This is a genomic window from Marinobacter sp., from assembly GCF_041984545.1.
Taxonomy (GTDB): domain Bacteria; phylum Pseudomonadota; class Gammaproteobacteria; order Pseudomonadales; family Oleiphilaceae; genus Marinobacter.
The window spans coordinates 1-26057 of sequence record NZ_JBHIXV010000036.1 but is presented as its reverse complement, the minus strand read 5'-3'; the positions used below and the strand labels follow the sequence as shown (position 1 = coordinate 26057).

Here is a 26057-nt window from a genome sequence, read left to right as displayed (position 1 = left end):
AGGAGAGCAGAGGAATGACCAACATCACTTTGGAATCCACCCTCACCTGCCCACATTGTGGTCACCAGAAAACGGAGACCATGCCCACGGATAGCTGCCAGTACTTTTACGAGTGCGAGTCCTGCGGACGCTTGCTGAAACCCAAGTCGGGCGACTGCTGCGTTTTCTGCTCCTATGGCACCGTACCCTGCCCACCCATTCAGCAAGGCACCGATTGTTGTGCGCCGCCAGAGTGAGACCGGAGGAAGCCGTTTTGCCTGAATTGAAAACCGTTGGGCTATTTCTCGTCACAGCACTTGCTGAAATCGTCGGCTGCTACCTGCCCTATCTTTGGCTTCGTGAGGGCAAGAGTATCTGGCTGCTGGTGCCAGGTGCCCTGAGCCTGGCCGCCTTCGCCTGGCTATTGTCCCTGCACCCCACCGCAGCCGGCCGGGTGTATGCAGCCTATGGCGGCGTTTATATTTTCATGGCCATTCTCTGGCTCTGGGCCATCGACGGTATCCGGCCAACCGTCTGGGATCTTGTGGGCTCCGGAGTGGCACTGCTAGGTATGGCGATCATCATGTTCGCGCCGCGGGCTTCCTGACTTCCTGGCAGGTATCCTGCAACTGTTACTGGGCAACCATGCCCACGTGCCCCACCAACCGGCGTTCGTCTCCAAAAAAATTACCGTGACGGTGGAATAACGCAGAAGCGCCGGTAACGGGCTGTTTTTCCGCCAATTCCAATCCCGGACAATCGTGGTAGTCTGGGCACTTTCGATTCGATGGACCAGGGGTACCACATGCGGAAAAACATTCTGATTACCGGCGCCAGCACCGGCCTTGGCGAGGGCATGGCCCGCGAATGGGCGGCCAAGGGCTGTAACCTGGCCCTGTGCGCCCGTCGGGCAGACAAACTGGAAGCCCTGCAGCGGGAACTCCAACAGGCCCACCCGAACATCCGGGTACTGGTGCGCGGTCTGGACGTGTGCGATTACGAGCAGGTATTCGACGTATTTCGTGGCTTCCGCGAGGAGTTGGGCAGCCTCGACCGGGTGGTTGTCAACGCCGGAATCGGCAGCTCACAGCCCATTGGCCGCGGACAGTTTGAAGCTAACCGAAAGACAGCTGAAACCAACTTCGTAGCCGCCATCGCCCAGAGCGAGGCGGCCATGGAAATCTTCCGTGAGCAGAACAGCGGTCACCTCGTGTTGATGTCCTCGGTGAGTGGCGTGCGTGGTTTCCGGGGTCCTCTCAACGTTTACGCTGCAACCAAGGCCGCCGTAGCTTCCCTGGCCGAGGGCCTTCAGCTCGACACCAAAGGCAAGCCCATCAACGTGAGCAACATCCTGCCCGGTTACATCCTCACCGACATCAACCGGGACACCAAGAATGCGCCTTTCAGGGTGGATCTGGAAACTGGCGTCAAAGCGCTGGTGAAAGCCATCGAATCGGAAAAACGCCGCGCCTACGTACCCTGGTGGCCCTGGACGCCGCTGAGCTATGTCATCAAATCCCTGCCCTTTGGCCTGTTTGCCAGGGCCATGTAACCGGTTCGGATCCTGCTCAATGTTCAAATCCCTTGCTCTGGCAGCACTGATTGCAGTGCTGCTCGCCTTCCTCGGCTTTCAGTATTACATCACCTCGGTGCCCGAACTGGTGGAACCCATCGCGGTGGAAGACGCGCGCTTTATCGAACAGGACAACAGCCTGATCGTCACCTTCCAAGGCAGTGCCGGGCACCGCTTCACCTTCGGGCTGCGGGGCGACGTAACCAACGACCCTGACCAGACCGCCCTGTTCTTCATTCGCAATCCGGATCTGGTGCCCTACGTCTACTGGCCCGGTTTCCGGAGCAACGACGAAAAGCGGGTATTGGAGCTTCTGGAATACTGGTCAGAAAGCCACTTGCCCGCAGACCAGCTGGAATCCTTCAGGCAGGCCGAACCCGGTGAATTAATGCCGGACAGACTGGGCGGAGAAGCAGCCGCCTATCGTATCTATCAGGTGCTTGCGGGCCGCAACTGAGAGCAGGGCCCCGAGCACAGGCTTTTTGTACACTAATCGCTTTCAGATCGAGGAATCACGATGACACCCGCCTTCAATGTCCTCACGCCAGCAGAAATTGTTTTCGGTCGCGGCCGGATGGCCGAACTGAACGAACGTGCCAGCCGGATGGGCCGACGGGCACTGGTGGTTCATGGCCGCAGTCCTGAGCGACTGAGCCCGGTATTCCAGTCGCTGGCCGACATTGAAGTGGTCCAGACCCTGTCCATTGGCAAGGAGCCGGATCTTGATACGCTCTCTGCCGCCATCGCTGCGGGCAAAAGCCTTGGCGTGGATCTGGTTCTGGGCATTGGTGGCGGTTCTGTGATGGACTCAGCCAAAGTGCTGGCGGCCATGCTGCCCAGTCCCTCCGGGCTGATGGATCACCTGGAGGTGGTGGGCAAAGGCTTGCCTCTCAAAGCTGACCGGCTGCCACTGATTCTGGTGCCAACCACCTCGGGCACCGGTGCCGAAGTCACCAGGAACGCCGTAGTGGATATCCCGCAGGCTCAACGGAAGGTCAGTCTCCGGGATAACCGTCTGTTGCCAGACCTGGCCCTGGTAGACCCCGCGCTGACTGACCACTGCCCCAGGTCTGTCACGTTGCACTCGGGCCTGGATGCGGTCACCCAGGTGATTGAGCCGTACCTTTCTTCCCGGGCCACGCCGTTTACCGACATGCTGTGCATTGAAGCCATTCCACGTGGCTTGCAGGCCCTCAAACAGCTTATGGCGAGCGAATCGGAAGACGCCCGGGATACCATGGCCCATGTCAGCCTGTTTGGCGGCCTGGCCCTCGCCAACTCGGGACTGGGCGTGGTGCACGGTATTGCCGGGCCTTTAGGCGGGCTCATTGGGGCACCCCACGGCGCCATTTGTGGCGCCCTCCTTCCGGCAGGCATTGCCGTAAATCGCGACCACGCCGAAACAGACGAGCAGCGGGCAAGGATTGATCGGGTGGTCGGGTGGATTGCCGAGGCTTTCGAAACTTCGCCAGGGCAGGCTTTGACGGTGTTCCGCGACTGGATTGACGAGAACGGCCTGCCCGGCCTGGCAACCCTTGGCGTGACTGAAGAACAGGTGGTTGCGGCAGCGGACGCAGCGGCCAGCTCATCCTCCATGAAGGCCAACCCGGTGGTACTGGCTCGGGAGGCTGTGGAGGGCGTCATACGCCAATCGATGGGCTAGGCGGAAACGCACAAGGGATAGGAAAAAATGGTTGGAGAAGCGGGTCCAACGACTCCTCCAACCAGCGCCACGGCCGTGGCGACTTTCTTTGAATCGGTTAACGCACCTTGGAAAGGAACTTCTGGGTCAGCGGATTCTGGGGATCGGTAATCACCTGCCTGGCTTCGCCGATCTCGGCAATCACGCCCTGGTGGAAGTACGCCACCCGGTCGGAAACATCCCGCGCGAAACCCATTTCATGGGTCACACAGATCATGGTCATGCCGTCTTCTGCCAGCATGCGCAAGGTGTCGAGCACCTCGCCCACGAGCTCCGGGTCCAGGGCCGAAGTAACCTCATCCAGGAGCATGTAATCCGGCCTCATGGCCATGGCACGGGCAATCGCCAGGCGCTGCTGCTGGCCGCCGGACATCTTGGTTGGGTACACATCCAGCTTGTCCCCCAGGCCAACGTGCTCCAGCTCCTTCTTGGCGATCTCCATCGCCTCTTCCTTGCTCATCTTCTTGACGATCCGGGGCGCCAGCGCCGCGTTTTCCAGCACTGTCATGTGTGGGAAGGAATTCCACTGCTGGAAAACCATACCCAGCTTCTGGCGCAGCTTGTCCTTGTTGGTGTCCCTGGCGTGGACATCCACGTCGTCAACCAGGATCTTGCCGCTGTTGATGGTTTCAATGGCGTTGATGCAGTAAAGCAGGGTGGATTTGCCGCTACCAGAGCCCCCGATAACGCTCACTACCTCGCCCTTCTGCACATCCAGGCTGACGCCTTTCAGGACTTCAAGATCGCCAAAGGATTTGTGGACATTCTGGACGCTGATCATATTGCCATTTTCCTCTCAACATACCGGCCGTAGTAGGACAGCGGGTACGAAATAATGAAGTAGAAGATACCAACGCCGATGAGTATCTCGAGCGGCTGCTGGGTTCTTGAAATCAGTTGCTCCGAGGTGCGCAGCAGTTCCATATAGCCGATCACTGACACCAGGGCCGAATCCTTGATCACACTCAGGGAAACGCCCAGCCAGGACGGGAACACCGCACGCAGGCCGATGGGCAGCCGGATGTGATAGATGGTCTGCCACTTGGTCATGCCCAGGGAACGGGCCGCTGTCTGCATGGACGGGCTCACGCTCTCGAAGCCGCCGCGGAATACCTCGCTCATGAAGGCCATGGTGTACAGCGAGAGCACGATGGACCCCGCTACGAACGGCGCCAGCGGGCTCCCGGCGGCACCCATGAAGGTGGAGAACAGAATGAGCTGGATGATCAGCGGCACGCTCCGGAGCACGTCCAGCACGCCGCCAAACAGCATGTTCACCCATCGATTACTCTCAGCCCGGGCAAAACCCACGATCAGGCCCAGCACGGTGCCCACAACGATGGCCAGTACCGAGATGATGACCGTGTTCCAGACACCCGTCAGGATCAGGCCGCTATCGCTCCAGGACAGGGGTGTGAATAGAGATCCCATCAGATTTCCCCCTTGAAGAGTCTGCGCGCCAGAAGCGATGAACCAAACAGCACCAGCTTGGTGATGATGAAATACATAACCGCCGCCACAATGAAGAACTCAAGAGTCCGGAAGCTCAGTGACTGCAACCGCTGGGTGGTACCAGACAGCTCGCTCATGCCCACCAGAATGCCCAGCGAGCTCATCAGGATCGACCACACGAACTGGTTGGTCATCGGGTGATAGATACGGCGCAGCATCTGCGGAAGGATAATGTGCCAGTAGCACTGAAAGCTGGTCATGCCCAGGGATTTGGACGCACTGTACTGGGTGCTCGGAATTGACTGGAAGCCGCCACGGAAAGTTTCCGTGAGATAACCGGCGTTGATGAATACCAGCGCACTGAGAACCGCCGCATAGGGACTGAGGTGTATGCCAAATGCCCCCAGGCCGAAATACGCCATGTAGATCTGGAACAGGGCCGGCGTGTTCCGGGCAATTTCAACCCACACCGTCGCGACCTGGCTGAAGAACTTGGTGTTGTTCATTTTGGCAATCGCCAGGAGGATGGCGATGACAATGCCCAGGAGCATGGCGAGAACGGAAACGTGCAGGGTAACGAAGGCGCCGTTCAGCAACTGGGGCATGTTCTGGAACACAACGTTCCAGTGAAATTCGTAGTCCATACCTTTGCCATTTTATGAATGGAAGGAAACTCGACCACCAGCCCGCCACGGCGGCGCTGGCATCAATACTTCGGGGCGACCGCCCGATCGGCAGCCGCCCTGTCGCCCGTTGCTTACTTGTTGTCTCTCAGGGTTTTGATCAGATCGGCAGGTACATCGGTGCCAAAGTGCTTGTTGTAGGCTTCGTTCATGTTGCCATCACGAATCTGACGCACCAGGAACAGGTTCAGGTAGTTGATCCAGGCCACCTCATCACGCTTGGCAATGATGCCAACAACGTCGTCGTAGTTGGGCACGTAGGGGCCGGCCACGAAGTCTTCGAATTCTTCACTGCGCAGTTTGGTGGCAATGTTGGTGTTGGTGGAGATGATGGCGTCTACCTTGCCCTGGTAAAGGCCGAGGTAGGCATCGTTCTCGGACTTGAAGGAAGTGTAGTTGTCCTTGCCCCAGCCCTGCTGCTCTGCGTAGGCCAGGTACTCGGTTTCGTAGGTGGTGCCGAGCGCGGCGCCAACCTTCAGGTTCTTCAGGTCCTCGAAGGACTGAATGTTCTTGTCTTCGTGAGCAATCACCTGGAATTTGAAAACGAAGTACGGGTAGGTGAAGCCTACGGTCTTGGCGCGTTCGAGAGTATCGGAGGTGGAGCCAATAACCACGTCAGTCTTGCCGGAAACCAGAGAGGGAATCCGCTCACCCCAGGTGAGGTTGAGCACGTTCACGTCCACGCCAAGCGCCTCGCCCAGGTCGTTGCAGTAATCCACATCGAACCCGGCCGGGTTGTTGTTTTCGTCAAAATAGCCCATGGGTGGGAAATCAAGAACCACGCCACAGTTCAGCGTGCCACGCTGAATCACGGTATCCAGCTGGTCGGCTGTTGCGTTGATTGGAGCGGCTGCAGCACAAGCAAATACCAGCGGTGCAAGTTTGCGAATCATAGTGTTTCTCTCTTTTTCTTTTGTGGGCGAAAGGTTTCTGACCGATATGCCTACACATCACGCGCTATGTGCAGAAAGCATACGTATAAATGCTACCCCAGAAGTTTTAGTAAAATGTCTTGAAATAGGCAAATGCGTAGTGAATTTTCCTAAATTTTGCCATCACAAAACGATTTCACGAACCAAAACGACGAATTCCAGCCAGTAAGATCAAAAAAATATTGCATTAATCATATAAATTGCCGATTTCCCTGTGTTTTCCAGCACCTGCATGGCAGGCCCCAATCCTGGCCGCAAAACTAGCCTTCCCGCAGTAAAACGGCCGGATTCAGGCGCATGGCCTTGAGGGTTGGCAACAGCCCGCCCAGCAGGGCCAGAGCACTGACCGTGCCCGCAACAAGCATGCCCAGCCACCACAGATCGGCGGCTGGCAGTTTCAGCACCTGATCCGCCAGCGGCAATGCAATCAGCGCGCCCAGGCCAGTGGCAAACACCGTGGCCAGGAGGGTGAGCAAACAGGTCTCCAGTAGCAGGGAGGTGCGGATGGTCTCGTGCCGGGCACCCAGGCAGTGCAGAAGGTTGGCCTCGTATAACTGTCGTCGCCGGCTTACGCTTACCACACTGGAAAGCACCAACAGACTTGCCAACAGGCTCACAGACGCCACTGCGGCCAGTCCTGCTGCCGCCTTGTTCAGGAGATTGCCGGCTGTCGCCAACCAGTCGGCTGTGCGGAGCGTGATGACGTTCGGCAGGTTTTGCGCAAGCCAGCGCTGGGATTGCTTCGCCGCCTCGTCACTCTGATAAACCGCGCCCACGTTCAGACTGATGAGTCCGTCCAGGGCGCCATCCTGCAGAATGCCCTCAAACCAGAAGCGCGTCTGCAGCCCCTTTTGCCGGTAAATGGCGCGAATTTCCGCGGTAATAGTCTTGTCCTGCGCGGTAAACGTCACCTGGTCGCCAATCCCGAGGCCAAGCTGGTAGGCCTCCCGGTCTTCCATGGCCATGAACGCCGGCTGTCCGCGTGGCGCGGGTTCAGTCCACCAGTTGCCCTCCACCAGCTCAAGGCCCTCCGGATTTCCCGACAGGTAACTGAGCTTGTATTCATCTCCCATAGCCTCGCGCCGGGCATCGGCGTCGTCGGCCAGTACCCGGGCAATGGGTTGCTGGTTGATGGTCGACAGTCGCGACCGCACCAGCGGTAACAGCTCGGTCTGGCTGGTACTATCCAGTTGCGCAAGCCCTGTCCGTAGCGGTTGCCGCTGATCCGGGAACACCTCGTACAGAATCAGCGCGGGCGCCTGCTCGGGTATGGTGGTCTCCAGCGCGCGCAACAGCGTGGTCACCATCAGGGTGCAGGCCACAACAAGAGTCAGGGCTGTGCCCAGCGACAGCAGCGTGGCCCGCAGGGGCGAGTCGGGCCGGTGCAGGTTCGCCAGGGCAAGCCTGCGGGTGAACTTCCCGTCGGCAAAACCTGCCGTTTCGAGGGCCTTGGCGCCTTTTCGCAGCCCCTTGATCAGGCCTTCCAGCAGAGCCCAGAGAACCATCACCGCCAACAGAAACAGAAACCCCAGATGCGGCGAAGGCAGCCACAGAAGCGTTGCTGTGATGTAAAACGCCAGCAGGCCGTAACTCGCCCGTCGCCAGCTACGGGGCTCGTTGGGTGCCGCCTCCACCTGGCCCCGGAACAGACCTGCCGGCGGCGCAGCCAGCGCTCGCGCCAGGGCCGGCAATGCAAACACGTAGGCCGTCAGCACGGCGAACACCCAGCTTAACAGCAAGGGTATAACCCAGAGCGAGAGCACATTTGCCGCACCCGCCGAACCGCCTGCGGTGAACGCATCGCCAGCCACGTGGAGCGCCACGGACGACAGCCCCAGCCCGATACCGCCGCCAATCAGCCCGGCCAGCGTGCCCAGAATGCCAATCTGCAACAGGTAAATGCACACCAGCGGCTTCCGGCGCAGGCCCAGAGTCTGCAGGGTGGCGATGGTGCCCAGTTTTTCGTCGAGATAGGCATGAATGCTGTTGGCCACGCCCAACCCGCCGATGAACAGAGTGGTGAAGGCAATCAGAATGAGCGCAGTGGCAATCTGGTCCAGCCGCTCGGAAATCCGCTCGCTGCGTTCAGCAAAGGTGGTTATCTCCCAGCGGGCATCAGGAAAGGCCTGTTCAAAGGCCTGGAGCCAGTCCTCGAGGTTGCGGTTGGTCTGTATCCGGTACTCGTAATCCACCCGGCTGCCAGGACGAATCAGGCCGGTGGCGTCTACCGCTTCGCTGGCAATGATGACGGGCAAGCCACGCCAGTTGGCGTTCAGGCTTCTGTCGGGTTGTGCCTGAATCAGCCCGGTGATGCGAAAGATCGCAGCGCCAATCTGGATGTCGTCGCCAACGCCCTGCCCCAGCCGCTCGGCCAGCAGCGGGTCGATCAAGGCGCCCCACTGCCCATTGTTTTTCGCGGTCAACTGTTGCCGCGACTGGTTCGGGCTCAGCTCCAGCTCACCGTAAAGCGGATAGGCATCGTCTGGCACCAGGATTTCCGCACGGAAAAAGCCTTCGCCGTCACTGCCGGAGACAATCGTGTCGAATTCCCGAACCAGCGAGAGACGGCCCGTGGCCTCAATCCAGTCTCGCACCTCTGGCGGGAGCGCTTCGCTGGCTTCCAGTTCCACGTCGCCGCCAAGAAGAGCGCGGGTATCGGCCAGCAGGCTCTGCTCGATCACTCGGTACAGACTGGCGGTGGCCGCCACCAGGGTAACCCCAAGAATCAGACAGGCCAGAAACACCCTGAGCGCCGAGATGCGCGAGCGCAGATCAGCGATGGCAAATCGCAGCATCCAGGCCGGTTTGCGGGAGGCGCTAGGCTTCATGAAGACACCCAGCGTCCATGCGTACCCGGTGCTGGCAACGCTCGGCTACCCGTTCATCGTGGGTTACCAGCACCAACGTGGATTGGCTGTCCTTGTGCAGATCAAACAGCAGCGACAACACTTTCTCGCCGGTCTCCCGGTCCAGATTCCCGGTGGGTTCGTCACCAAGCAGCAGGCTCGGCCTGTGTACCAGTGCTCTGGCGATGGCGACACGCTGTTGCTCCCCGCCCGACAGCTGGCTCGGGTAATGCTGCAGCCGATGACTCAGTCCCACGGCTTCGAGCATGTCGAGGGCCTGTTCGCGGGGGTGCTCCGCGCCCGCTATCTCAAGCGGCAGGCTCACGTTGCCGAGGGCCGTGAGTCCCGGCAGCAGATGGAAAGACTGGAAAATAATGCCCAGGTATTCGCTACGCCAGTCCGCCAATGCGTTGGCATCCATGTCACCCAGGCGCTGATCGCCGACCACGATTTCACCGCTGGTTGGGCGTTGCAGCCCCGAAAGCAGCAGCAGGAGCGAGGTTTTACCACTGCCCGAGGGACCGGTAATCGCCAGTGTGTCCCCCGGCGGCACGGTGAGCGAAGCCTTATTGAGCACCGCGACCTTGCCGGATTCGGTCGGGTACTCCAGAAAAATGTCGTTCATTTGTACGCGGGTGGACACGGTCGTTCCTTCTGCCTGTGTGTTTCCGGGAAAGCCTGAACTAAACTACGAGCCTTTTTCGCAAGTGGTGCATCCGGAGGCACACGCAGTTCATGACTGTACCCACTCCACGACGCCGCGGTAGATGTCTTGGGGACGGTTAAGGGATTGAGGAGAATGGCCCAGATTCTGGGCTCTGGAACTGGCTGCAATCATTCATTATCGTCACTGAACGCCGAGCGGTGGAACTCTGCGGCCTCCTCCACTTCCGCAACACCGATCTCCCGCACTTCCGGCACGTCCCCTCCGGCCAGTACCTCAAGCACCGCGTGCACGCCCCGGGACAGTGAACTCAGGCTGTAACCCCCTTCAAGAACCAACGCAAGGCGTCCGTCGGCATGGGTCTCGGCCACCTCCTGCACAATGCCGGTGAGCATCTTGAAGCCGTTGTAGGTGAGATTCATGGCCAGATCGTTGCGGTGGGGGTCGAAGCCGGCGGACACCAGCACCAGATCCGGCTTGAAGTAATCCGCGGCCGGCACCAGGATGTCGCGAAACGCCCGCTCAAAGGCGACATCCCCGGCTGTTTCAGGCAGCGGCACGTTGATGGTATAGCCCTCTCCAAGGCCTTCCCCCACTTCCTCCAGATGCCCCGACCCCGGGTAAAACGGCGCCGCGCAGTGAGTATCGAAAAACAGCACGTCCGGGTCGGCCCAGAAGATGTCCTGGGTTCCGTTGCCATGGTGGGCATCCCAGTCGATGATCAGGATCCGTTCACACCCGAGCTTGGCCTGGGCGTGGGCTGCGGCGATGGCGACGTTGTTGAGCAGGCAGAAACCCCGCGCACGCACCGGTTCAGCGTGATGCCCTGGTGGCCGAATCAGGGCAAACGCGCTCTGGCACTCACCGTTCACCACACTTTCCACGGCGGCAATGGCGTTACCGGCGGCTGCGGTTGCGGCCCGGATACTGTCGGGCGATACCGCCGTGGTGTCCTTGTCGAGCCATGCCCGTTTGCCGGCCAGGGAAAAGATGTGGTCCAGGTAAGAGGTGGTGTGAACCCGGGCCAGTTGCTCGTAGGTGGCAGCCTCGGCGCCGCTGCAAAACTGCACCCCGGCAATGGGGTTTTCATCGAGGTAGTCCTTGACCGCGCTGATGCGGCCCGGGTGCTCCGGGTAGCTCCATTTGAAGTCCAGACCCTCGAGTATGGTCCGTACACGCTTCTCCACGCGACTGGGCACAAACGGCAGGTCCACTTCCGGGTTATGCCCAAGCATGATTTCATCGTAGAACACATTGACACTGCGATCGCCGATCATGGCCGGTTTCCTTTCTCAGGGGTGGTTATCCGCAAGCGCCTGTTTAACGGCGGATGTAAACGCGGCCGCCCGCACCCCGGTGGGTTTGAACCCCAGGCGGGTCCAGGCAGCCTTGGCTTCCTTGTTGGAGGTGGAATATTCGAGGATCAGTTCGGCGGCGTGGTGCGCTTCAGCAAACGCGACCAGATCACGCAGCAGAGCCCGGAAGATGCCCATTTTCCGGAACTCGGGCTCTACCCAGACATCATCAATGATCCCCGACTTGAACTCCACGGGCTCCGACTGCTCCCAGATGCCCTGGCTTCGCCAGATGTAGACATACCCCATGCCAACCAGCCCGGCTGTGCGGTTTTCTGCCACCACCAGCCGCTTGTTGGGGTCGTCCAGTGCGGAATGCAGGGTTCTCAGCAGCCGCTTGTATTCACTTTGCTTGAGCTCGTGCGGAGGCGCGCCCGACACATGCAGGGCGAGCTTGGCAAGAAAACCCACTAGCTCGGGGAGGTCCCCTTCCCGGGCTTCCCGGATGATGAAGTCTTTTCGGTTGTCCGATCGCTTTCCGGACATGCAGGGCTCTCCAGGCAAAACTTGGACTAACTGAAAGCTTAGTCGCTCACCAGGGAGCCTACAAAAGTAGAGGCTTGGCATAAGGCAAGGTTCAGGGTACCGTCCCAGCATTCCTGATTAACCGACAGACAGGTGCCATGTCCTTCTTCCGTCTCTACGAACAGGCCGTGCTGCAGAAAGGCGGCGAATCCGAAGTGAAGTCCCGGCTGCCCCGAGTGGCCACGGCCGAGGAGCTCGCCGCGCTCGGCGATGATCGTTATCTCTCCGAGATCACCCGCTGCATCTTCAAGGCCGGCTTCGTGTGGCGGGTTGTCGAGAACAAGTGGCCGCAGTTCGAGGCGGCCTTCGAGGGCTTCGTGCCACTGTACTGGCAGCAGGTACCACCCGAAGTGCTGGAGCAACTGGCCGGCGATGAGCGGATTGTCCGCAACGCCCAGAAGATCCAGACGGTTCCCGAGAACGCACGCATGATTGTGGAAACGGCTCGCGAACACGGCAGTTTCGGGCAGTTCCTGGCGGCCTGGCCTCACGCCGATCAGGCGGGTTTACTGCTCTGGCTGAAGCGCAATGGCGCGAGGCTTGGCGGCAACAGCGCCCAGTATTTCCTGCGCCGGGTTGGCTGGGATGGGTTCATTCTTTCCCGCGATGTGATCGCGGGTCTGCAGCGGGAAGAGTTGCTGGATGCGTCCCCCACCAGCAAGAAAGGACTGATGCAGGCACAGCAAGCCTTCAATCGCTGGCACGAAGAAACCGGGCTGCCGTACAGTCACCTGTCACGCATACTTTCCATGACACTGGACTGAGTGCCATCGCGCAACGCCTCACTGAGTGTCGTTCACGGCAACCTCTCGCATGTCAGTAAGGTATGTAGTCCGATTCATCACCTACTACCTTTGCAAAGCGCCCTGCCCGCCAGTCGGCTTTCGCGGATTCAATCCGGTCCTTGCGGGACGAAACAAAATTCCATTCGATAAACCGCCTCCCCAGCGGTTCGCCACCGATCAGGGCGATCCTTGTATCCTCCTGGGCGGTAACCGAAACCCCGGGTTCATTGCTCAGGACCGCCATGCTGTGGGCCTCAACCTCAGAGCCATGGGCCTTGAGAGACCCGCTCACCACGTAGAGGCCGCGTTCGGTTGACTCCGGTAGCGCCAGACTCTGCCCGGCTCTCAGAAACGCTTCCAGGTAAAGGGTATCGCTATGCCGGATAACCGGTGATGTCTGGCCATAGGCACTTCCGATCATGATGCGTACGGTGGCTCCATTCACCTCCACGGAAGGAATCTCCGAGGCCGGGTAGTGGTAGAAAGCTGGGTCCACCTCCTCGTCGTGTTCGGGCAACGCCAACCAGAGTTGCAGGCCGTGGACACGATGGGCCTGTGCGGTGACTTCCGGCCGCTCCCGCTCCGAATGGGCAATGCCACGTCCTGCCACCATCAGGTTTATGTCTCCAGGTCGAATGGGCTGAAAGCTGCCAACGGAATCCCGGTGCAGTATTTCACCGTCGAACAAATAGGTGACCGTGGCGAGACCGATGTGTGGGTGCGGCCGCACGTTGATGCCCTCGCCCGGGGGAAAATCCGCAGGGCCCATTTCATCAAAGAAAATCCACGGACCCACCATTCTCTGCTTGGCGGTCGGCAGGAGCCGCCGAACCGAGAAGCCCCCCAGATTGGCAACCCTGGGACTCAATATCGATTGTATGGCGCTGCACGGCGCCACTGTTTCACCGCAGGACTGCTCGGCCTCTGGCATCAAGTTACTCATGACTCATCCTCCCCGTGTATTGGTTCAGGTTAGTCCATTCCCGCAACACCTGAGCGCACCGCCCATCAGCAATACGCCAATGTTGTATTTTTATTAACAATCATTATCATTCGCCTCTGCGTTTCATAACAGGAGATTCCAAAGCCATGAACCTTCCTTTCCGCCGCCGCTGCGGCTTTATCGCCCTGGCCTCGCTGATGGGTACTCCGCTGGTCGCTCTGGCTCAGTCCAACGCAAGCGAAACCGAAGAGCTTGCCCCACTGGACGTTGTGTCAGACGCGATCACAGCGCCGGAACACATGGATCTTCAGAAGCAGCCCCAGGTCGGCAAACAGAACGTGGCCATTGAGGAGCAGCCGTACTCGGTGTCCGTTGTCGATGAGCAGTTCATCCAGGACTCCGGCGCCAAGACCATTCAGGATGCGCTTCTGTACACCCCGGGTGTTTACGCAGGCTCCTTTGGCTTTGACACCCGAATAGATTCAGCCACGGTGCGCGGTGTGGATGCCGGCCGCTATCTGGACGGCCTGCGGCAGATTTATGGCTCCTACAACACAGTACGCAGCAACGTTTATGCACTGGAAAGCATCGAAGTGCTGAAAGGGCCCTCCTCCATGCTCTACGGTCAGGGTGACCTCGGCGGCATCATCAACGCCGTATCCAAGCGGCCCGAAGAGGAACAGGCCGGGGAAATCTGGGCCCAATACGGCACCTTCGATCGCAAACAGTTGGCGGTGGATGTTACCGGCCCCGCAACCGAAGACGGTGAACTGCTCTATCGGCTTATCGCGCTGGGTCGTGACAGCGATACCCAGGTGGACTACGTTGAAGACGACGGCTACGTGCTCTCGCCTTCCCTCACCTGGCGCCCCTCGGAAGACACCAGCCTGACCCTGCTGCTGAACCGGCAGGAAAACAACGGCCAGGTGTCTGCTCAGTTCCTGCCCCAGGCCGGTACGCTTGATCCGGGCTCGCAGGGGTTCATTGGTTCCGAACGGTTCGTGGGTGAGCCGGGATGGGACCGGTACGACCGTGAAAAAACCGAAGCCACTGTCTTTCTCGACCACCGCCTGAATGCCAATTGGGCGGTCTCCACCACCGCTCGATACACCGACTCCAGTGCCGAAACCCGGGAACACTGGATCACCATTCCCAGCGTTCCGGATGCCAACGGCGAGGTGCCACGCACCATCTACACCGTCGATGCCGAGACCCGTATCTTCAACCTCGATGCCCGGCTCGAAGGTGACATCAAGCTGGCCAACACCCGCCATCGTCTGATCATCGGCGCCGACCGCCAGGATGCCCGCTGGGAGCAGTCCAATTATTTCTACGGTTACGGCCTGGGCGGCACCTTTGACGTTTACGATCCGCAGTACGGCAACCTAAATGCCGGAGTAATTAACCCCTCTGACCGACCGGATAATGAGATCGAGCAGATCGGTGTGTACGTCGCAGACCACATTGAAATCGGACCCGTGGTTGTGTCTGCCGGCCTGCGCCACGATTGGGCTGAAAACCGCCGGCTGGCCGTTTCCGGAGCGGATACCGTTAGCGACGAGGAAGCCACAACCGGCCGCGCAGGCCTGATGTACCGGTTCGAGAACGGCATCTCTCCGTATATCAGCTACGCGGAAGCCTTCAGCATGAATCTCGGCACCGATGGCACCGCCTCTGCCGGCACCCTGGAGCCGACGACCGGCGAGCAGCAGGAAGCGGGCGTAAAATACGTATCGCCGGATCGCTCCCTTGGCATTTCCGCAGCCTACTTCGACATTACCCAGGAAAACCGGGTGAGCGATGGACAAACGCCCGGCGGCGTGGAGCAGACCGGCGCGGTTATCAACGGCTGGGAGCTGCAGGTGAACAAGCGCTGGCAGCGGTTCGAAACCCAACTGGCCTACACCGACCTGAACGCGGAAAACGACTCCACCGGCAACCGACTGCCCTACGTGGCCGAGCGCCAGGCCTCCTGGTGGAACCAGCTGTTCCTGGGTAGCAACTGGCGTTTTGGTGCCGGTGTACGCTATGTGGGCGACAACGTAGGTTCCGGCGGTGGCCCGGTGGTGCCCTCAGTGACCCTCTACGACGCCATGGTCGGCTACACCTGGGGCCAGTGGGACTTCAGCGTTGATGCCAAGAACCTGGCCGATGAAGAGTACATCACCTGGTGCCGGTACGAGGGCGGCGACTGCGGTTACGGAGAACGCCGTACCGTCAATGCAAACGCCAAATTCCGGTTCTGAGCATCCTTCAATCTGCCCGCTCGTGAAAGCCGCCCGCCCTCAAAGCGGGCGGCTTTTTCTTTTGCTGCCTGAAAACCGGGTCCGGGTTCGCCCCAGCAGCTATAGTGACACCCACGGGAAGCGCCCGTAGCCTTCTGTGATGATTAGCGGACACTAGGGAGATTATCCATGAAAACCATTGGCCTGTTGGGAGGCATGAGCTGGGAGTCCACGCAAACCTATTACCGGCTGATCAATGAAGGTATCAAAGCCCGGCTGGGTGGCCTCCATTCGGCGAAACTGGTGCTTTTCAGCGTCGACTTTGCCGAGATCGAGGCACTGCAACACAGAGGAGACTGGCCCGCCACGGCAGACATTCTTTCTCGCGCCGCCGCATCACTTCAAAAGGCCGGGGCCGACTTCCTCCTTATTGGCACCAACACCATGCACAAGGTGGCACCCGAGATTGAACAGGCCGTTCAGATTCCCCTGTTGCACATCGCCGATGCCACGGCCGAGGTACTCCGAAACGATGGCATAAACCGCGTCGGGCTGCTGGGAACACGTTTCACCATGGAGCAGGCGTTTTACCGGGAACGCCTGGAGAAGGCCGGCATTGAGGTTCTTACTCCGGATGAGTTGCAGCGGGAAGCGGTGCATCGGGTAATCTATGAAGAACTGTGCCAGGGTCACGTCCTGGCCCAATCGCGGGATGCTTACCTGGACATCGTAAACTCACTCTCCGGCCGTGGCGCGCAGGCGGTGATTCTGGGCTGCACCGAAATCGGCCTGCTGATCAATCAGAAGGACACCGAGGTACCGCTGTACGACACCACGGCAATCCACGCCATACAGGCCGTTGACCAGGCCCTGGCAGGTCCGTAAAAACCGACCAAGACGAACACCCGCAAAAACTGGATAATGGCCGCCATTCGTCGGAAGCTCCCGGGCTGCGGCACGCCAAATTCTCCGATCCAGGTGTTTTGTCATGGAAATCAACGTCAATTTTCTCGAGAACCTTCGGCTGGAAGCCAAATTTGACGATTTCACGGTGGTGACGGACCAGCCCATCCGCTACAAGGGGGACGGCTCCGCCCCCAGCCCGTTTGATTATTTCCTGGCCTCGTCGGCGCTTTGTGCGGCCTATTTTGTGCGGGTTTACTGTCTGGCGCGGGACATCCCCACCGAGAACATCCGGCTGTCCCAGAACAACATCGTGGACCCGGAGAATCGCTACAACCAGATCTTCAAGATCTCCGTGGAACTGCCCGAGGACATCTCCGAGAAGGATCGCCAGGGCATCCTGCGCTCCATCGACCGCTGCACCGTGAAAAAAGTGGTACAGACCGGCCCCACCTTCGAGATTGAAACCGTTGAGAACCTGGACGCCGACGCCCAGGCCCTCTTGATGACCCAACCCGAAGGCGGCACCCAGACGTTTATCGAGGGCAAGGACCTGCCCCTGGAGCAGACCATCGCCAATATGACAGGCATTCTCGAAGAGCTGGGCATGAAGATCGAAATTGCCTCCTGGCGCAATATCGTGCCCCACGTCTGGTCCCTGCACATCCGCGACGCTGCCTCCCCCATGTGCTTTACCAACGGCAAGGGCGCGACCAAGGAGAGTGCCCTGTGCTCGGCCCTGGGTGAATTCATTGAACGGCTGAACTGCAACTTCTTCTACAACGATCAGTTCTTCGGCGAGGAGATCGCCAACAGCGAGTTCGTGCATTACCCGGACGAAAAGTGGTTCAAACCAGGCCCGGACGACGAGCTGCCGGAAGGCATCCTGGACGATCACTGCCTGGCCATCTACAACCCGGACGGCGACCTTCGGGGCTCCAACCTGGTTGATACCAACTCCGGCCGGGCCGACCGGGGCATCGTGTCCCTGCCCTTTGTGCGCAAGTCCGACGGCGAGGTGGTCTACTTTCCCTCCAACCTGATCGAGAACCTGTTCCTGAGCAACGGCATGAGTGCCGGTAACACGCTGCCCGAGGCCGAGGTGCAGTGCCTCTCGGAAATCTTCGAACGGGCGGTGAAAAAAGAGATCATCGAGCAGGAAATTGCCCTGCCGGATGTGCCGCGAGAGGTGCTGGAGAAGTACCCGGATATCCTCGAGGGTATTCAGGCTCTGGAAGCCCAGGGCTTCCCAACCCTGGTGAAAGACGCCTCCCTGGGCGGCCAGTTCCCGGTAATGTGCGTCACCCTGATGAACCCGCGAACCGGCGGCGTGTTTGCCTCCTTCGGAGCACATCCAAGCTTTGAGGTGGCCCTGGAGCGCAGCCTGACCGAACTGCTGCAGGGTCGCAGCTTCGAGGGATTGAACGACGTGCCACCGCCCACCTTCAACAGCCTGGCGGTGACCGAGCCAAACAACTTTGTGGAGCACTTTATCGATTCCACTGGCGTTGTCTCCTGGCGTTTCTTCAGTGCCCGATCCGACTACGAGTTCGTGGAATGGGATTTCTCGGGCACCAACGCCGAAGAGGCCGACCGCCTTTTTGGAATTCTCCGGGACCTGAGCAAGGAAGTGTACGTGGCCGTGTATGAGGAACTGGGCGCGCCGGTGTGCCGGATTCTGGTCCCCGGCTATTCCGAGGTGTATCCGGTGGAAGACCTGATCATGGACAACACCAACATGGCCCTGGACTATCGGGAAGACATCCTCAACCTGCACCGTCTGAGCGATGAGCAGCTGGCCGATCTGGTGGAGCGCCTGGAGGAAAGCCAGCTCGACAACTACATGACCATCATCACCCTGATTGGCGTAGAGTTCGACGAGAACACCGTCTGGGGCCAGCTCACCATCCTGGAGCTGAAGATCCTGATCTGCCTGGCGCTACGATGGCACGAGGAAGCGCTGGAATTTGTCGACATGTTCCTGCAGTTCAACGACAACACCGTGGCGCGAGGCCTGTTCTATCGCGCCATGGCGGCGGTACTCGAGGTAACTCTGGATGAGGAGATGGAACTGGAAGATTACCTCACCAACTTCACCCGGATGTTCGGCGAGCAGACCATGGATGCGGTGGTCGGCTCGGTGAACGGCACCGTGCGTTTCCATGGCCTCGAGCCCACCAACATGCAACTGGAAGGACTGGACAAGCACCAGCGTCTGATCGAGAGCTACAAGAAGCTCCATACCGCCCGAGCGGCCCGCGCCGGCCTGGCCTGATCGCCCCCGGCGACAGACTCGAGCAATCGCACTGCCGCGTGCGGTGCGGTTGCTTCCTATCCATCCCGGAACATAACAAGTAGCCTATTTTCGTTTAATGCCCGTACACCTCTAGAGTTTTCCGACCATTTCCGGCACAAACGAAAACAGGAGCCTTGCGATGAGCAATCCGGTGATCGCTGATAACAAGCCGAAGAAAGTCACCCTGAAGAAAGGAAAGGAATACGCGTTCTGCGTGTGCGGTCGCTCCAGCGACCAGCCCTTCTGCGACGGTTCCCACGCAGACACAGGCTTCAAGCCGAAAGTCTTCAAGGCGGAAAAAGACGAGGAGGCGGTGTTGTGCCAGTGCAAGCAGACCGGTAGCGCGCCGTACTGCGATGGCACCCACCAGCAGTTCAGCGATGATCAGGTTGGCAAGGAAGCGCCCGAATCCGACGGCGGCGACGACGAGGACGGCGAAAGCGAGTCCGGCGACGCCCCGAAAGCCAGATCCACCAAAGAAGAACCCACCGTTGAGTTTATCTATCAGCTGGCCCGGGAAGGCCTGAGCAACATGGGCCACCATGGGCCGACCACGGCCATGGGCGTGCCCCGCCACAACTTGCCTCACTGGGACGATCTGCAACTGATGGTGGCGCAGATGGCCAGCAAGCCCCTGGCGGACGACGCCGACGTGGCCACCGAGCTGGTCATTGGCCCGGAAGCGCGCAAACCGCTGACCCTGAGCATGCCGCTGTTTGTGTCCGACATGAGTTTTGGGGCCCTGTCCGAGGAAGCAAAAATCGCCCTGGCCCGGGGTGCCGAAATGGCGGGCACCGGCATCTGTTCCGGCGAGGGCGGCATGCTGCCGGAGGAGCAGCAGGAGAATTCCCGGTATTTCTACGAGCTGGCCAGCGCCAAATTTGGCTACAAGGAGGAATTGCTGGAAAAAGTGCAGGCCTTCCACTTCAAGGGCGGCCAGGGCGCGAAGACCGGCACCGGCGGCCATCTGCCCGGTAACAAGAACACCGGCAAGATTTCGGAAGTGCGGAACATCCCCGAGGGCCAACCGGCCAACTCGCCGCCCACCTTCGAAGACCTGCGCTCAGTGGAGGACTTTCAGCGCTTCGCCGGCCACGTTCGTGAGATTACCGGTGGCATTCCGGTGGGCTTCAAGCTCAGCGCCAACCACATTGAACGGGATATCCAGTTCGCCCTGGATGCCGGCGCCGACTACATCATTCTGGACGGCCGTGGCGGCGGCACCGGGGCTGCGCCGGAAATGTTCCGGGATCACATCAGCGTACCCACCATTCCGGCCCTGGCCCGGGCCCGCCGTTACCTGGATGATCGCGGCGCGAGCGGCCGGGTCACTTTGATCGTAACCGGCGGGCTGCGGGTGCCCATCGACTTCGTAAAGGCCCTCGCCCTCGGGGCAGACGGTGTGGCGGTAGCCAACAGCGCCATGCAGTCCATCGGCTGTGTGGCGGCGCGCATCTGCAATACCAACAACTGCCCGGCGGGCATTGCCACGCAGAACAAGGATCTGCGCCAGCGCCTGAATGTCGACCAGTCGGCGAAGCAGCTGAAAAACTTCCTGGAGGCGTCAACGTCGTTGATGCAGGTGATGGCAAGGGCCTGTGGCCACGACAGCCTGAGCAAATTCAACCTCGACGATCTGTCCACCTGGCATCGGGAGATGGCCCTGTTGAGCGGCGTACGCTACGCCGGCGTGCTTGACCCCTCCGCCTGACGCTCCGTGCTGGCCGCCAGGGTTCTCACCCGCTCGAAGTCCTCTTCGGTGAACACACCGTTGACTCCGGAAATGGCGGCCAGCTTCATGCCATGGCGCAGGCCCAGTCTGTAGATCTCCCGAACCTTCTCCCATTCGATGTTGCGACCAAGGGTGAAGTTTTCGAAACGGGCTTCCAGGGCCAGCACGATGGTCTCTGCCAGACAGGCATAGGCGATGCCCCCGGGCAGGCCGATGTCTTTCATTCGCACATCGCCGGGTAGCTGAATTTCCCCGGATTCGATCACCAGCACGTCCGGGCGTTTGGCCACATCCTCAGCGGGGATATCCAGCGGCCTCGCAACATCGGTGATCACACAACCCCGTTTAACCCTGGTGATGTCGAGAACACGCTTGCCAGCGCCAGAGGTGGCGGTGACGATCATGTCCATCTGGCCAAGGTCGCGATCGGCCGAGCCCGCAAGATGAACGATGGCCCCGGGGGTTTCCTGTTCGATGCTTTCTTTCAGGGCCAGAAGCTTGGCCGGCTCCGGCGCCGCCAGGTATATTTCGTCCACGGCCTTGGCCAGCAGCCTGGCGCAAACCGATCCGATGGCGCCAGTGGCGCCGACCACCATGGCCTTGCCGGCAGCCTTGCCGTTGGGGCCGATGGTCACCCGGCCGATTCTTTTCATGGCCTCATGGGCGGCCCACAGGGCGCCAGAGGCGCTGTAGCTGTTGCCGGTGGTAATCGGCAGTGGCGCCCGCTTGGCCACGGTAATGCCGGCATCCCCCACCACCTTGGTAAAGGCCCCCAGGCCCATAATCTGTGCGCCGAGTTTCTTTGCCAGTTTTGCTGCCTGCAGCAACCGCGCGTAGGTAAATTCCGGTCCGTGGGCCATGATTTCCCGGGGCGTGCCACCGACCGTGATCAGCCAGCCTTCCGCCTCGTCGCCCGTGGGCGAACGGATGCCCGAGACTTTTGAGTAGATGAACGGGGGCGTGTAAGCGACGGCCTTTTCCACCAGGTTCATCACCGTCGGGGGCGACACACTGGCGATCCAGTCCAGGGGAGGTGTCCTGGTCAGGTATTGTTGCGACAGCGGATGGATGACGAAGGCAAACCGGTTCACCCGCCGGTAACCATCGGGATACAGGATGCGAGGCTCCATCCCCAGGGTCTGGATCACATCCAGGTAGTCGTCAGGACCCAATTGCTCTGGTGTGCGGGCCAGTGCCGCACTGATCATGGCCTCCATTACGTTGACGCCGACAGGTCTGCCCGCCAGCCAGGGGCTGTAGTCAACCACCATGGCCACCCGGCGGGAGCGCAGCCAATCCAGTGACGCCTCGGTCACCCGGGAGGTGATCACGGTTTTGCCGTCCAGCTCCTTCTGGCCAAAATGCTCAAGATCACCCAATGCCCCCACAATCACATGGGCGTCGGCAACGGCTTTTTCGAGGGAACCACGCACCAGTCCCTCACCGAGACGATAGACCGGCGTTCTCAGCAGCGCCTCCACGGTTCGCACCGCTGCCGGCCGGAACATCAGGGGCGCGGTCAGGGCGGTGTAGGTTTCCAGCTGATTCAGCGAAGTCAGCAGCCTTGGCACACCGAAGTCGATGTAGGGGTCAGCAAAGAAGAGATTGTCGGTATGCTCCGCCAGTGCCCTGGCAATGCGATAGCCAGCCTGGCCGTTAACGAACAGTACCCGGGCATTGTCGAAGAAGTGGCCCAGTTCTGACTGCGTGTGCCTCACGGCCCACTCCTGCAGGATTCCCCGGAGCCCGGCGCCCGTAGTTACGGGTTTGTCGGGGACCACCGCCTCGAGCCGGGCAGTATCGGGATGTTCCAGTCGTTCCCGGCCGACTTCGTAATGATCGTGCACCATGCTCAGGCCAATGGCGTCGGCCTGCTCGTGCACCGAATCCAGCACGGCCTCGGCCCGCGAGAGATCGCCATCCGCGCCCACGCGAATAATCCGGAAAGACTGTCCGAGAAACTCGGTTTCGAGATCGTAATCGTACTCGGAGGAACCCAGGCTTACACTGAAGACGGTTTTCATGGTGCGGCCTTCCCTGTCTGCGGCAGCAGTTATACCAAGCCTAAACCAGATCAGCCGTCCGCACCTTAGTCCAGATCAAATTTCGAAACGCCTGTGAGCGACTACACTCAGAGAACGAGGGACCATCAGACAGGAGCGTGCTATGACCCTACAGGAAGAACTCGATGCTACCGTCCAGGAGCTGGTGCAGGCCGGCAAGGGCATCCTTGCGGCAGACGAAAGTCACCCCACCATCGCCAAGCGATTCAAGGCGGTGGGCGTTGAATCCAGCGAAGAAAAACGCCGCGAGTATCGAAGTCTGATTTTCTCCGCATCGGGCCTGGGTGAGTTTATCAGTGGCGTGATTCTGTTCGAGGAAACCCTGGGCCAGACCAGCCTCGACGGGGTCCCGATGGCCAAGTTGCTCGCCAGCAAGGGTATTGTGCCCGGTATCAAGGTCGACAAAGGCAAGAAACCCCTGGTCAATGCTCCCGGCGACGAAATCACCGTAGGGCTGGATGGCCTCGAGGATCGGCTGGAGATTTACAAGAATCAGGGCGCCCGATTCGCCAAGTGGCGCAACGTGTTTCACATCTCCGACACCCTGCCCTCCCGCCAGGCGGTGGAGGCCAATGCCGAGGTGCTCGCTCGCTATGCCGCGATCTGCCAGTCCGTGGGCATCGTGCCTATTGTGGAGCCGGAAGTTCTGATCGATGGCGATCACAGCATTGAGCGGTGCGCCGAGGTCAGTGAAGCGGTGATCCGGGAGGTGTTCCACGCGCTGTACCGCCACCGCGTGGCGCTGGAACAGATGATTCTCAAGCCGAGCATGGTCACGCCAGGCAAGGAAAATCCGAAGGCGAGCCCCGAAGAGGTCGCCAGCGCCACCCTGGGTGTGTTCCGGCGTTCGGTGCCAGCAGCCGTGCCCGGCATTTTCTTCCTGTCCGGTGGCCAGACGCCTGAGGAGGCCACCGCCAACCTGAACGCCATGAACTCCCTGGGACAGCAGCCCTGGGCTCTGAGCTTTTCCTATGGTCGGGCACTTCAGGAGCCTGCCCAGAAGGCCTGGGCGGGCAGCCTGGACAACGGCCCGGAAGCCCAGGCCGCCATGCTCAAACGCGCACGACTCAATGGCGCGGCGCGCTCAGGCAGCTACCGGCCGGACATGGAGGACTAACCGGGCCCAGCCCCTATTGTCACCATCAACCGCAACCGCTGACGCATTTGGCGGTGCGGTCGAATGCCATGGTGCGCCCGCTCAGCGGCACATGCACCGGTACCGTTACCCGATCACGGAACAGCGCGGTGCGGGTGCCCGCCTTAACCTCACCACCCTCGGTGGCTGGCTCGTTGGCGTGAGACGCAATCACAGACGACGGCTGCACCAGCTCGTTGATCACGTAGGCCGCCTGGGTGGGTCCGGTAGTGAAGGTGTCGCCAATGTTCATAACGGTCAGCAGCGCGCCGTAATGGTCGTTCACCACCAGTTTCTGCTCGGCGGTGATGCCGGTGTCACCCGAGAGATACGCCACCAGACCGTTCGAGAACTTCAGCACATAGCCGGTGGGTGGTCCCACGCTGGCACCAACGCCGGCCGCTTTCAGGTACTCCGCCAGCGGCCCGGTGAGGAACGACGGCGACACCCCGTTGCTGTGCACCGCAGGCACGGTGGTAATGGCCACGCCACCCACGGTCACTTCACCACCAAAGCGCACCAGCTTCGACATTCCGGGGTCTCCACCGGCGTCTCTCAGCTTGGCCGCGAAGAACGCAGGCATTTCGCTGCCGGTGACAATCATAGCGTCGTGTTTGAGTGCAATATCCACGGTGTTCGACTGCGGCAAGGTGGAAACGCCGGTATCCGGCGACGCGCAGGTGCCTTCGTTCGTCTCGCGGATTCGCTGGTCACCCACGTGGTCGCCGTGCATGTGCGAGACCAGCACCACATCGATCTTGCCAAGGCGGGGATCGTCCGGACCGGCCACGGTGCGCCCGGCGTCATAGAGAATGCGGGTGCCGTTCGGGTCTTCAAACACCAGGGCCCGGTCGCGGCTGCAGAACTCGCCGTCATGGCTACCCAACGGCGTGACTTTGACCACATGGTTATCGGCCATGGCGGGTTGCCAGGCAAGTGACAGGGCACAGACAGCCAGCGCAGCGCCTGTTATACGGTTCCGAAACGTGTCGGAAATCATTGTGTCGTCCTCCCACAGGTTTTGTTGTTCGTGTGATTCTTGTACGAACAAAAACGCTTCCGGTACCAGTGTAGTCCGGAAAACGGGAGGGCGGGGCTAGCGGGATTCAGGCCGCCCGGAATCGGGTTCGCGCCGCGGGCTGCTCCAGGCACGCCAGCATGGGGGCCACCTGTCGGACCTTGCGGGCCTCAGGCCAGAGCACTTCGGCTTCGGCAAAGCCCTGGCGAAGGAAGTTCAGCCACTGTTTGATGCGCCCTGTCACGTAGCGGTCTTCCAGCCAGCCTTGCAGAACCGTCGCGTACTCACGTACCAGGGCAACGGCTTCCGGCCAGGTCATGTCCTCGATGGCTTCACCCTGCTGGCTGGCTTTGATCTGCCTTGCCAGATCTGGCCGGGCTATCAGCCCCCGGCCGATCATCACATCCTCACAGCCGGACACCTCGCGACAGCGCCAGTAATCGGCCACGGTCCAGATCTCGCCGTTGGCGATGATGGGCGTGCGGACCGCTTCCCGCGCACGGGCGATTTCCTCCCAGTAGGCCGGCGGTTTGTAACCGTCCACCTTGCTGCGGGCATGGATCACGATTTCCCCGGCGCCAGCGGCCTCCAGCGCCTGGGCGCAGGCCACGCCCATGGAGCGGTCGTCGTATCCCAGACGCATCTTGGCCGTTACCGGAATCTCGGAGGGCACCGCCGCCCGAACCGCCGCTACAATCTCGTGCATCAGTTCAGGCTCTCGCATCAGCACACAGCCGCCCTTGTGCTTGTTCACCGTCTTGGCGGGGCAACCAAAGTTGATGTCCACCTGGCTGGCTCCAAGCTCGGCGGCACGCACGCCGTGGCGCGCCATCTGGTGCGGGTCAGACCCCAGCAGTTGCAGCGCCACCGGCGTTCCCATGCGGGTCATCGACCGGTTGTGAAGCTCTGGCGCGTATTTGTAGAACACCCTTGGCGGCAGCATGCCATGGGTCACACGCACGAATTCGGTTACACAGCGGTCTATCCCGCCTACCTGAGTCAGGGTTTCACGAATGGGTGCATCCACAAGCCCTTCCATCGGGGCAAGAATGATACGCATGGGTACTCCGGGCGGGCGCTGCCACCGTCACAAGCGGGATCGGAAATCTGGGCGCGATTGTACGGGATTCGGGGCCCTACCAACAGCAGGGGACACACCTATGGATGGCAGAAACAAAAAGGGCGCCCGAAGGAGGCTGTGTGAAAACAGCCTCCGAAGTTGGCAAAATAACCGCGACATGGCTCG

At 60.4% G+C, this 26057-nt stretch carries 23 protein-coding genes; 11 read left to right on the top strand and 12 right to left on the bottom strand.

From position 1 onward, the window contains the following. Nucleotides 1-14: 14 nt before the first annotated feature. The 5 genes from ACFC20_RS14880 to ACFC20_RS14860 all read left to right on the top strand — a co-directional run bounded on the left by ACFC20_RS14880 (nt 15) and on the right by ACFC20_RS14860 (nt 3215). On the top strand, nt 15-236 hold the full coding sequence (locus tag ACFC20_RS14880; protein WP_375193704.1) for a GDCCVxC domain-containing (seleno)protein: 222 nt from the start codon (nt 15-17) through the stop codon (nt 234-236). A gap of 17 nt (nt 237-253) precedes the next feature. Continuing rightward, entirely contained in the window at nt 254-586 is a 333-nt protein-coding gene (locus ACFC20_RS14875) for a YnfA family protein (protein ID WP_375193703.1), read from the top strand. A gap of 198 nt (nt 587-784) precedes the next feature. After that, nucleotides 785-1531 (top strand): SDR family oxidoreductase, encoded by a 747-nt coding sequence (locus ACFC20_RS14870; RefSeq protein ID WP_375193702.1) that lies wholly within the window; start codon nt 785-787, stop codon nt 1529-1531. Between the two features lie 19 nt (nt 1532-1550). After that, complete coding sequence (locus ACFC20_RS14865; RefSeq protein WP_375193701.1) at nt 1551-2009, top strand: hypothetical protein; 459 nt, start codon at nt 1551-1553, stop codon at nt 2007-2009. A gap of 60 nt (nt 2010-2069) precedes the next feature. Continuing rightward, a complete protein-coding gene (locus ACFC20_RS14860) occupies nt 2070-3215 on the top strand; it encodes an iron-containing alcohol dehydrogenase (protein ID WP_375193700.1) in 1146 nt (381 codons plus the stop codon). Nucleotides 3216-3312: 97 nt separating this feature from the next. Here the strand turns inward: ACFC20_RS14860 and ACFC20_RS14855 are convergent, their stop codons facing one another. From ACFC20_RS14855 to ACFC20_RS14820, 8 genes are all read right to left on the bottom strand, one after another. Continuing rightward, entirely contained in the window at nt 3313-4035 is a 723-nt protein-coding gene (locus ACFC20_RS14855) for an amino acid ABC transporter ATP-binding protein (protein ID WP_091984693.1), read from the bottom strand. Continuing rightward, entirely contained in the window at nt 4032-4685 is a 654-nt protein-coding gene (locus ACFC20_RS14850; protein ID WP_375193699.1) for an amino acid ABC transporter permease, read from the bottom strand. The genes ACFC20_RS14855 and ACFC20_RS14850 overlap by 4 nt, the downstream gene beginning before the upstream one ends. Next, entirely contained in the window at nt 4685-5350 is a 666-nt protein-coding gene (locus tag ACFC20_RS14845; RefSeq protein WP_375193698.1) for an amino acid ABC transporter permease, read from the bottom strand. Before ACFC20_RS14845 ends, ACFC20_RS14850 begins: the two co-directional genes overlap by 1 nt. 113 nt (nt 5351-5463) lie before the next feature. Further along, complete coding sequence (locus ACFC20_RS14840) at nt 5464-6282, bottom strand: transporter substrate-binding domain-containing protein (protein ID WP_375193697.1); 819 nt, start codon at nt 6280-6282, stop codon at nt 5464-5466. 299 nt (nt 6283-6581) lie between these two features. Then, nucleotides 6582-9149, bottom strand: coding sequence for an ABC transporter permease (locus ACFC20_RS14835; protein WP_375193696.1), 2568 nt, complete (start codon nt 9147-9149; stop codon nt 6582-6584). Continuing rightward, nucleotides 9139-9792 carry an ABC transporter ATP-binding protein gene (locus tag ACFC20_RS14830; RefSeq protein ID WP_375193724.1) on the bottom strand — a complete coding sequence of 218 codons (654 nt, stop codon included), beginning with the start codon at nt 9790-9792 and terminating at the stop codon, nt 9139-9141. The genes ACFC20_RS14835 and ACFC20_RS14830 overlap by 11 nt, the downstream gene beginning before the upstream one ends. A 209-nt stretch (nt 9793-10001) precedes the next feature. Continuing rightward, nucleotides 10002-11108, bottom strand: a complete 1107-nt coding sequence (locus ACFC20_RS14825; RefSeq protein WP_375193695.1) for a histone deacetylase — start codon at nt 11106-11108, stop codon at nt 10002-10004. Nucleotides 11109-11123: 15 nt separating this feature from the next. Beyond that, nucleotides 11124-11672: a GNAT family N-acetyltransferase gene (locus ACFC20_RS14820; protein WP_375193694.1), complete on the bottom strand. Its 549-nt coding sequence runs from the start codon at nt 11670-11672 to the stop codon at nt 11124-11126. 137 nt (nt 11673-11809) lie between these two features. On the opposite strand from ACFC20_RS14820, the gene ACFC20_RS14815 reads away from it, so the two are divergent. After that, entirely contained in the window at nt 11810-12475 is a 666-nt protein-coding gene (locus ACFC20_RS14815; protein WP_375193693.1) for a DNA-3-methyladenine glycosylase I, read from the top strand. A 52-nt stretch (nt 12476-12527) separates the two neighbouring features. Here the strand turns inward: ACFC20_RS14815 and ACFC20_RS14810 are convergent, their stop codons facing one another. Then, on the bottom strand, nt 12528-13439 hold the full coding sequence (locus ACFC20_RS14810; protein ID WP_375193692.1) for a pirin family protein: 912 nt from the start codon (nt 13437-13439) through the stop codon (nt 12528-12530). Nucleotides 13440-13585: 146 nt separating this feature from the next. Here ACFC20_RS14810 and ACFC20_RS14805 point away from each other — a divergent pair, with 146 nt between their 5' ends. From ACFC20_RS14805 to ACFC20_RS14790, 4 genes are all read left to right on the top strand, one after another. Continuing rightward, nucleotides 13586-15685, top strand: coding sequence for a TonB-dependent siderophore receptor (locus tag ACFC20_RS14805; protein WP_375193691.1), 2100 nt, complete (start codon nt 13586-13588; stop codon nt 15683-15685). Between the two features lie 168 nt (nt 15686-15853). Further along, nucleotides 15854-16549 carry an aspartate/glutamate racemase family protein gene (locus ACFC20_RS14800; protein WP_375193690.1) on the top strand — a complete coding sequence of 232 codons (696 nt, stop codon included), beginning with the start codon at nt 15854-15856 and terminating at the stop codon, nt 16547-16549. A 103-nt stretch (nt 16550-16652) separates the two neighbouring features. Beyond that, entirely contained in the window at nt 16653-18842 is a 2190-nt protein-coding gene (locus ACFC20_RS14795; protein ID WP_375193689.1) for an OsmC domain/YcaO domain-containing protein, read from the top strand. A 160-nt stretch (nt 18843-19002) separates the two neighbouring features. After that, nucleotides 19003-20574, top strand: a complete 1572-nt coding sequence (locus ACFC20_RS14790) for a glutamate synthase-related protein (RefSeq protein WP_375193688.1) — start codon at nt 19003-19005, stop codon at nt 20572-20574. On the opposite strand, the gene ACFC20_RS14785 is transcribed toward ACFC20_RS14790, so the two are convergent. Next, nucleotides 20544-22619 (bottom strand): dehydrogenase, encoded by a 2076-nt coding sequence (locus ACFC20_RS14785; protein ID WP_375193687.1) that lies wholly within the window; start codon nt 22617-22619, stop codon nt 20544-20546. The genes ACFC20_RS14790 and ACFC20_RS14785 overlap by 31 nt on opposite strands. Nucleotides 22620-22761: 142 nt before the next feature. Here ACFC20_RS14785 and ACFC20_RS14780 point away from each other — a divergent pair, with 142 nt between their 5' ends. Continuing rightward, a complete protein-coding gene (locus ACFC20_RS14780; protein WP_375193686.1) occupies nt 22762-23775 on the top strand; it encodes a class I fructose-bisphosphate aldolase in 1014 nt (337 codons plus the stop codon). Between the two features lie 25 nt (nt 23776-23800). Here ACFC20_RS14780 and ACFC20_RS14775 read toward each other — a convergent pair whose 3' ends face one another. Both ACFC20_RS14775 and ACFC20_RS14770 read right to left on the bottom strand, forming a co-directional pair. After that, the gene (locus ACFC20_RS14775) at nt 23801-24793 is read right to left on the bottom strand and encodes an MBL fold metallo-hydrolase (RefSeq protein WP_375193685.1); all 993 of its coding nucleotides are present in this window, start codon (nt 24791-24793) and stop codon (nt 23801-23803) included. 106 nt (nt 24794-24899) lie between these two features. Then, on the bottom strand, nt 24900-25871 hold the full coding sequence (locus tag ACFC20_RS14770; protein WP_375193684.1) for a tRNA dihydrouridine synthase: 972 nt from the start codon (nt 25869-25871) through the stop codon (nt 24900-24902). Nucleotides 25872-26057 lie beyond the last annotated feature (186 nt).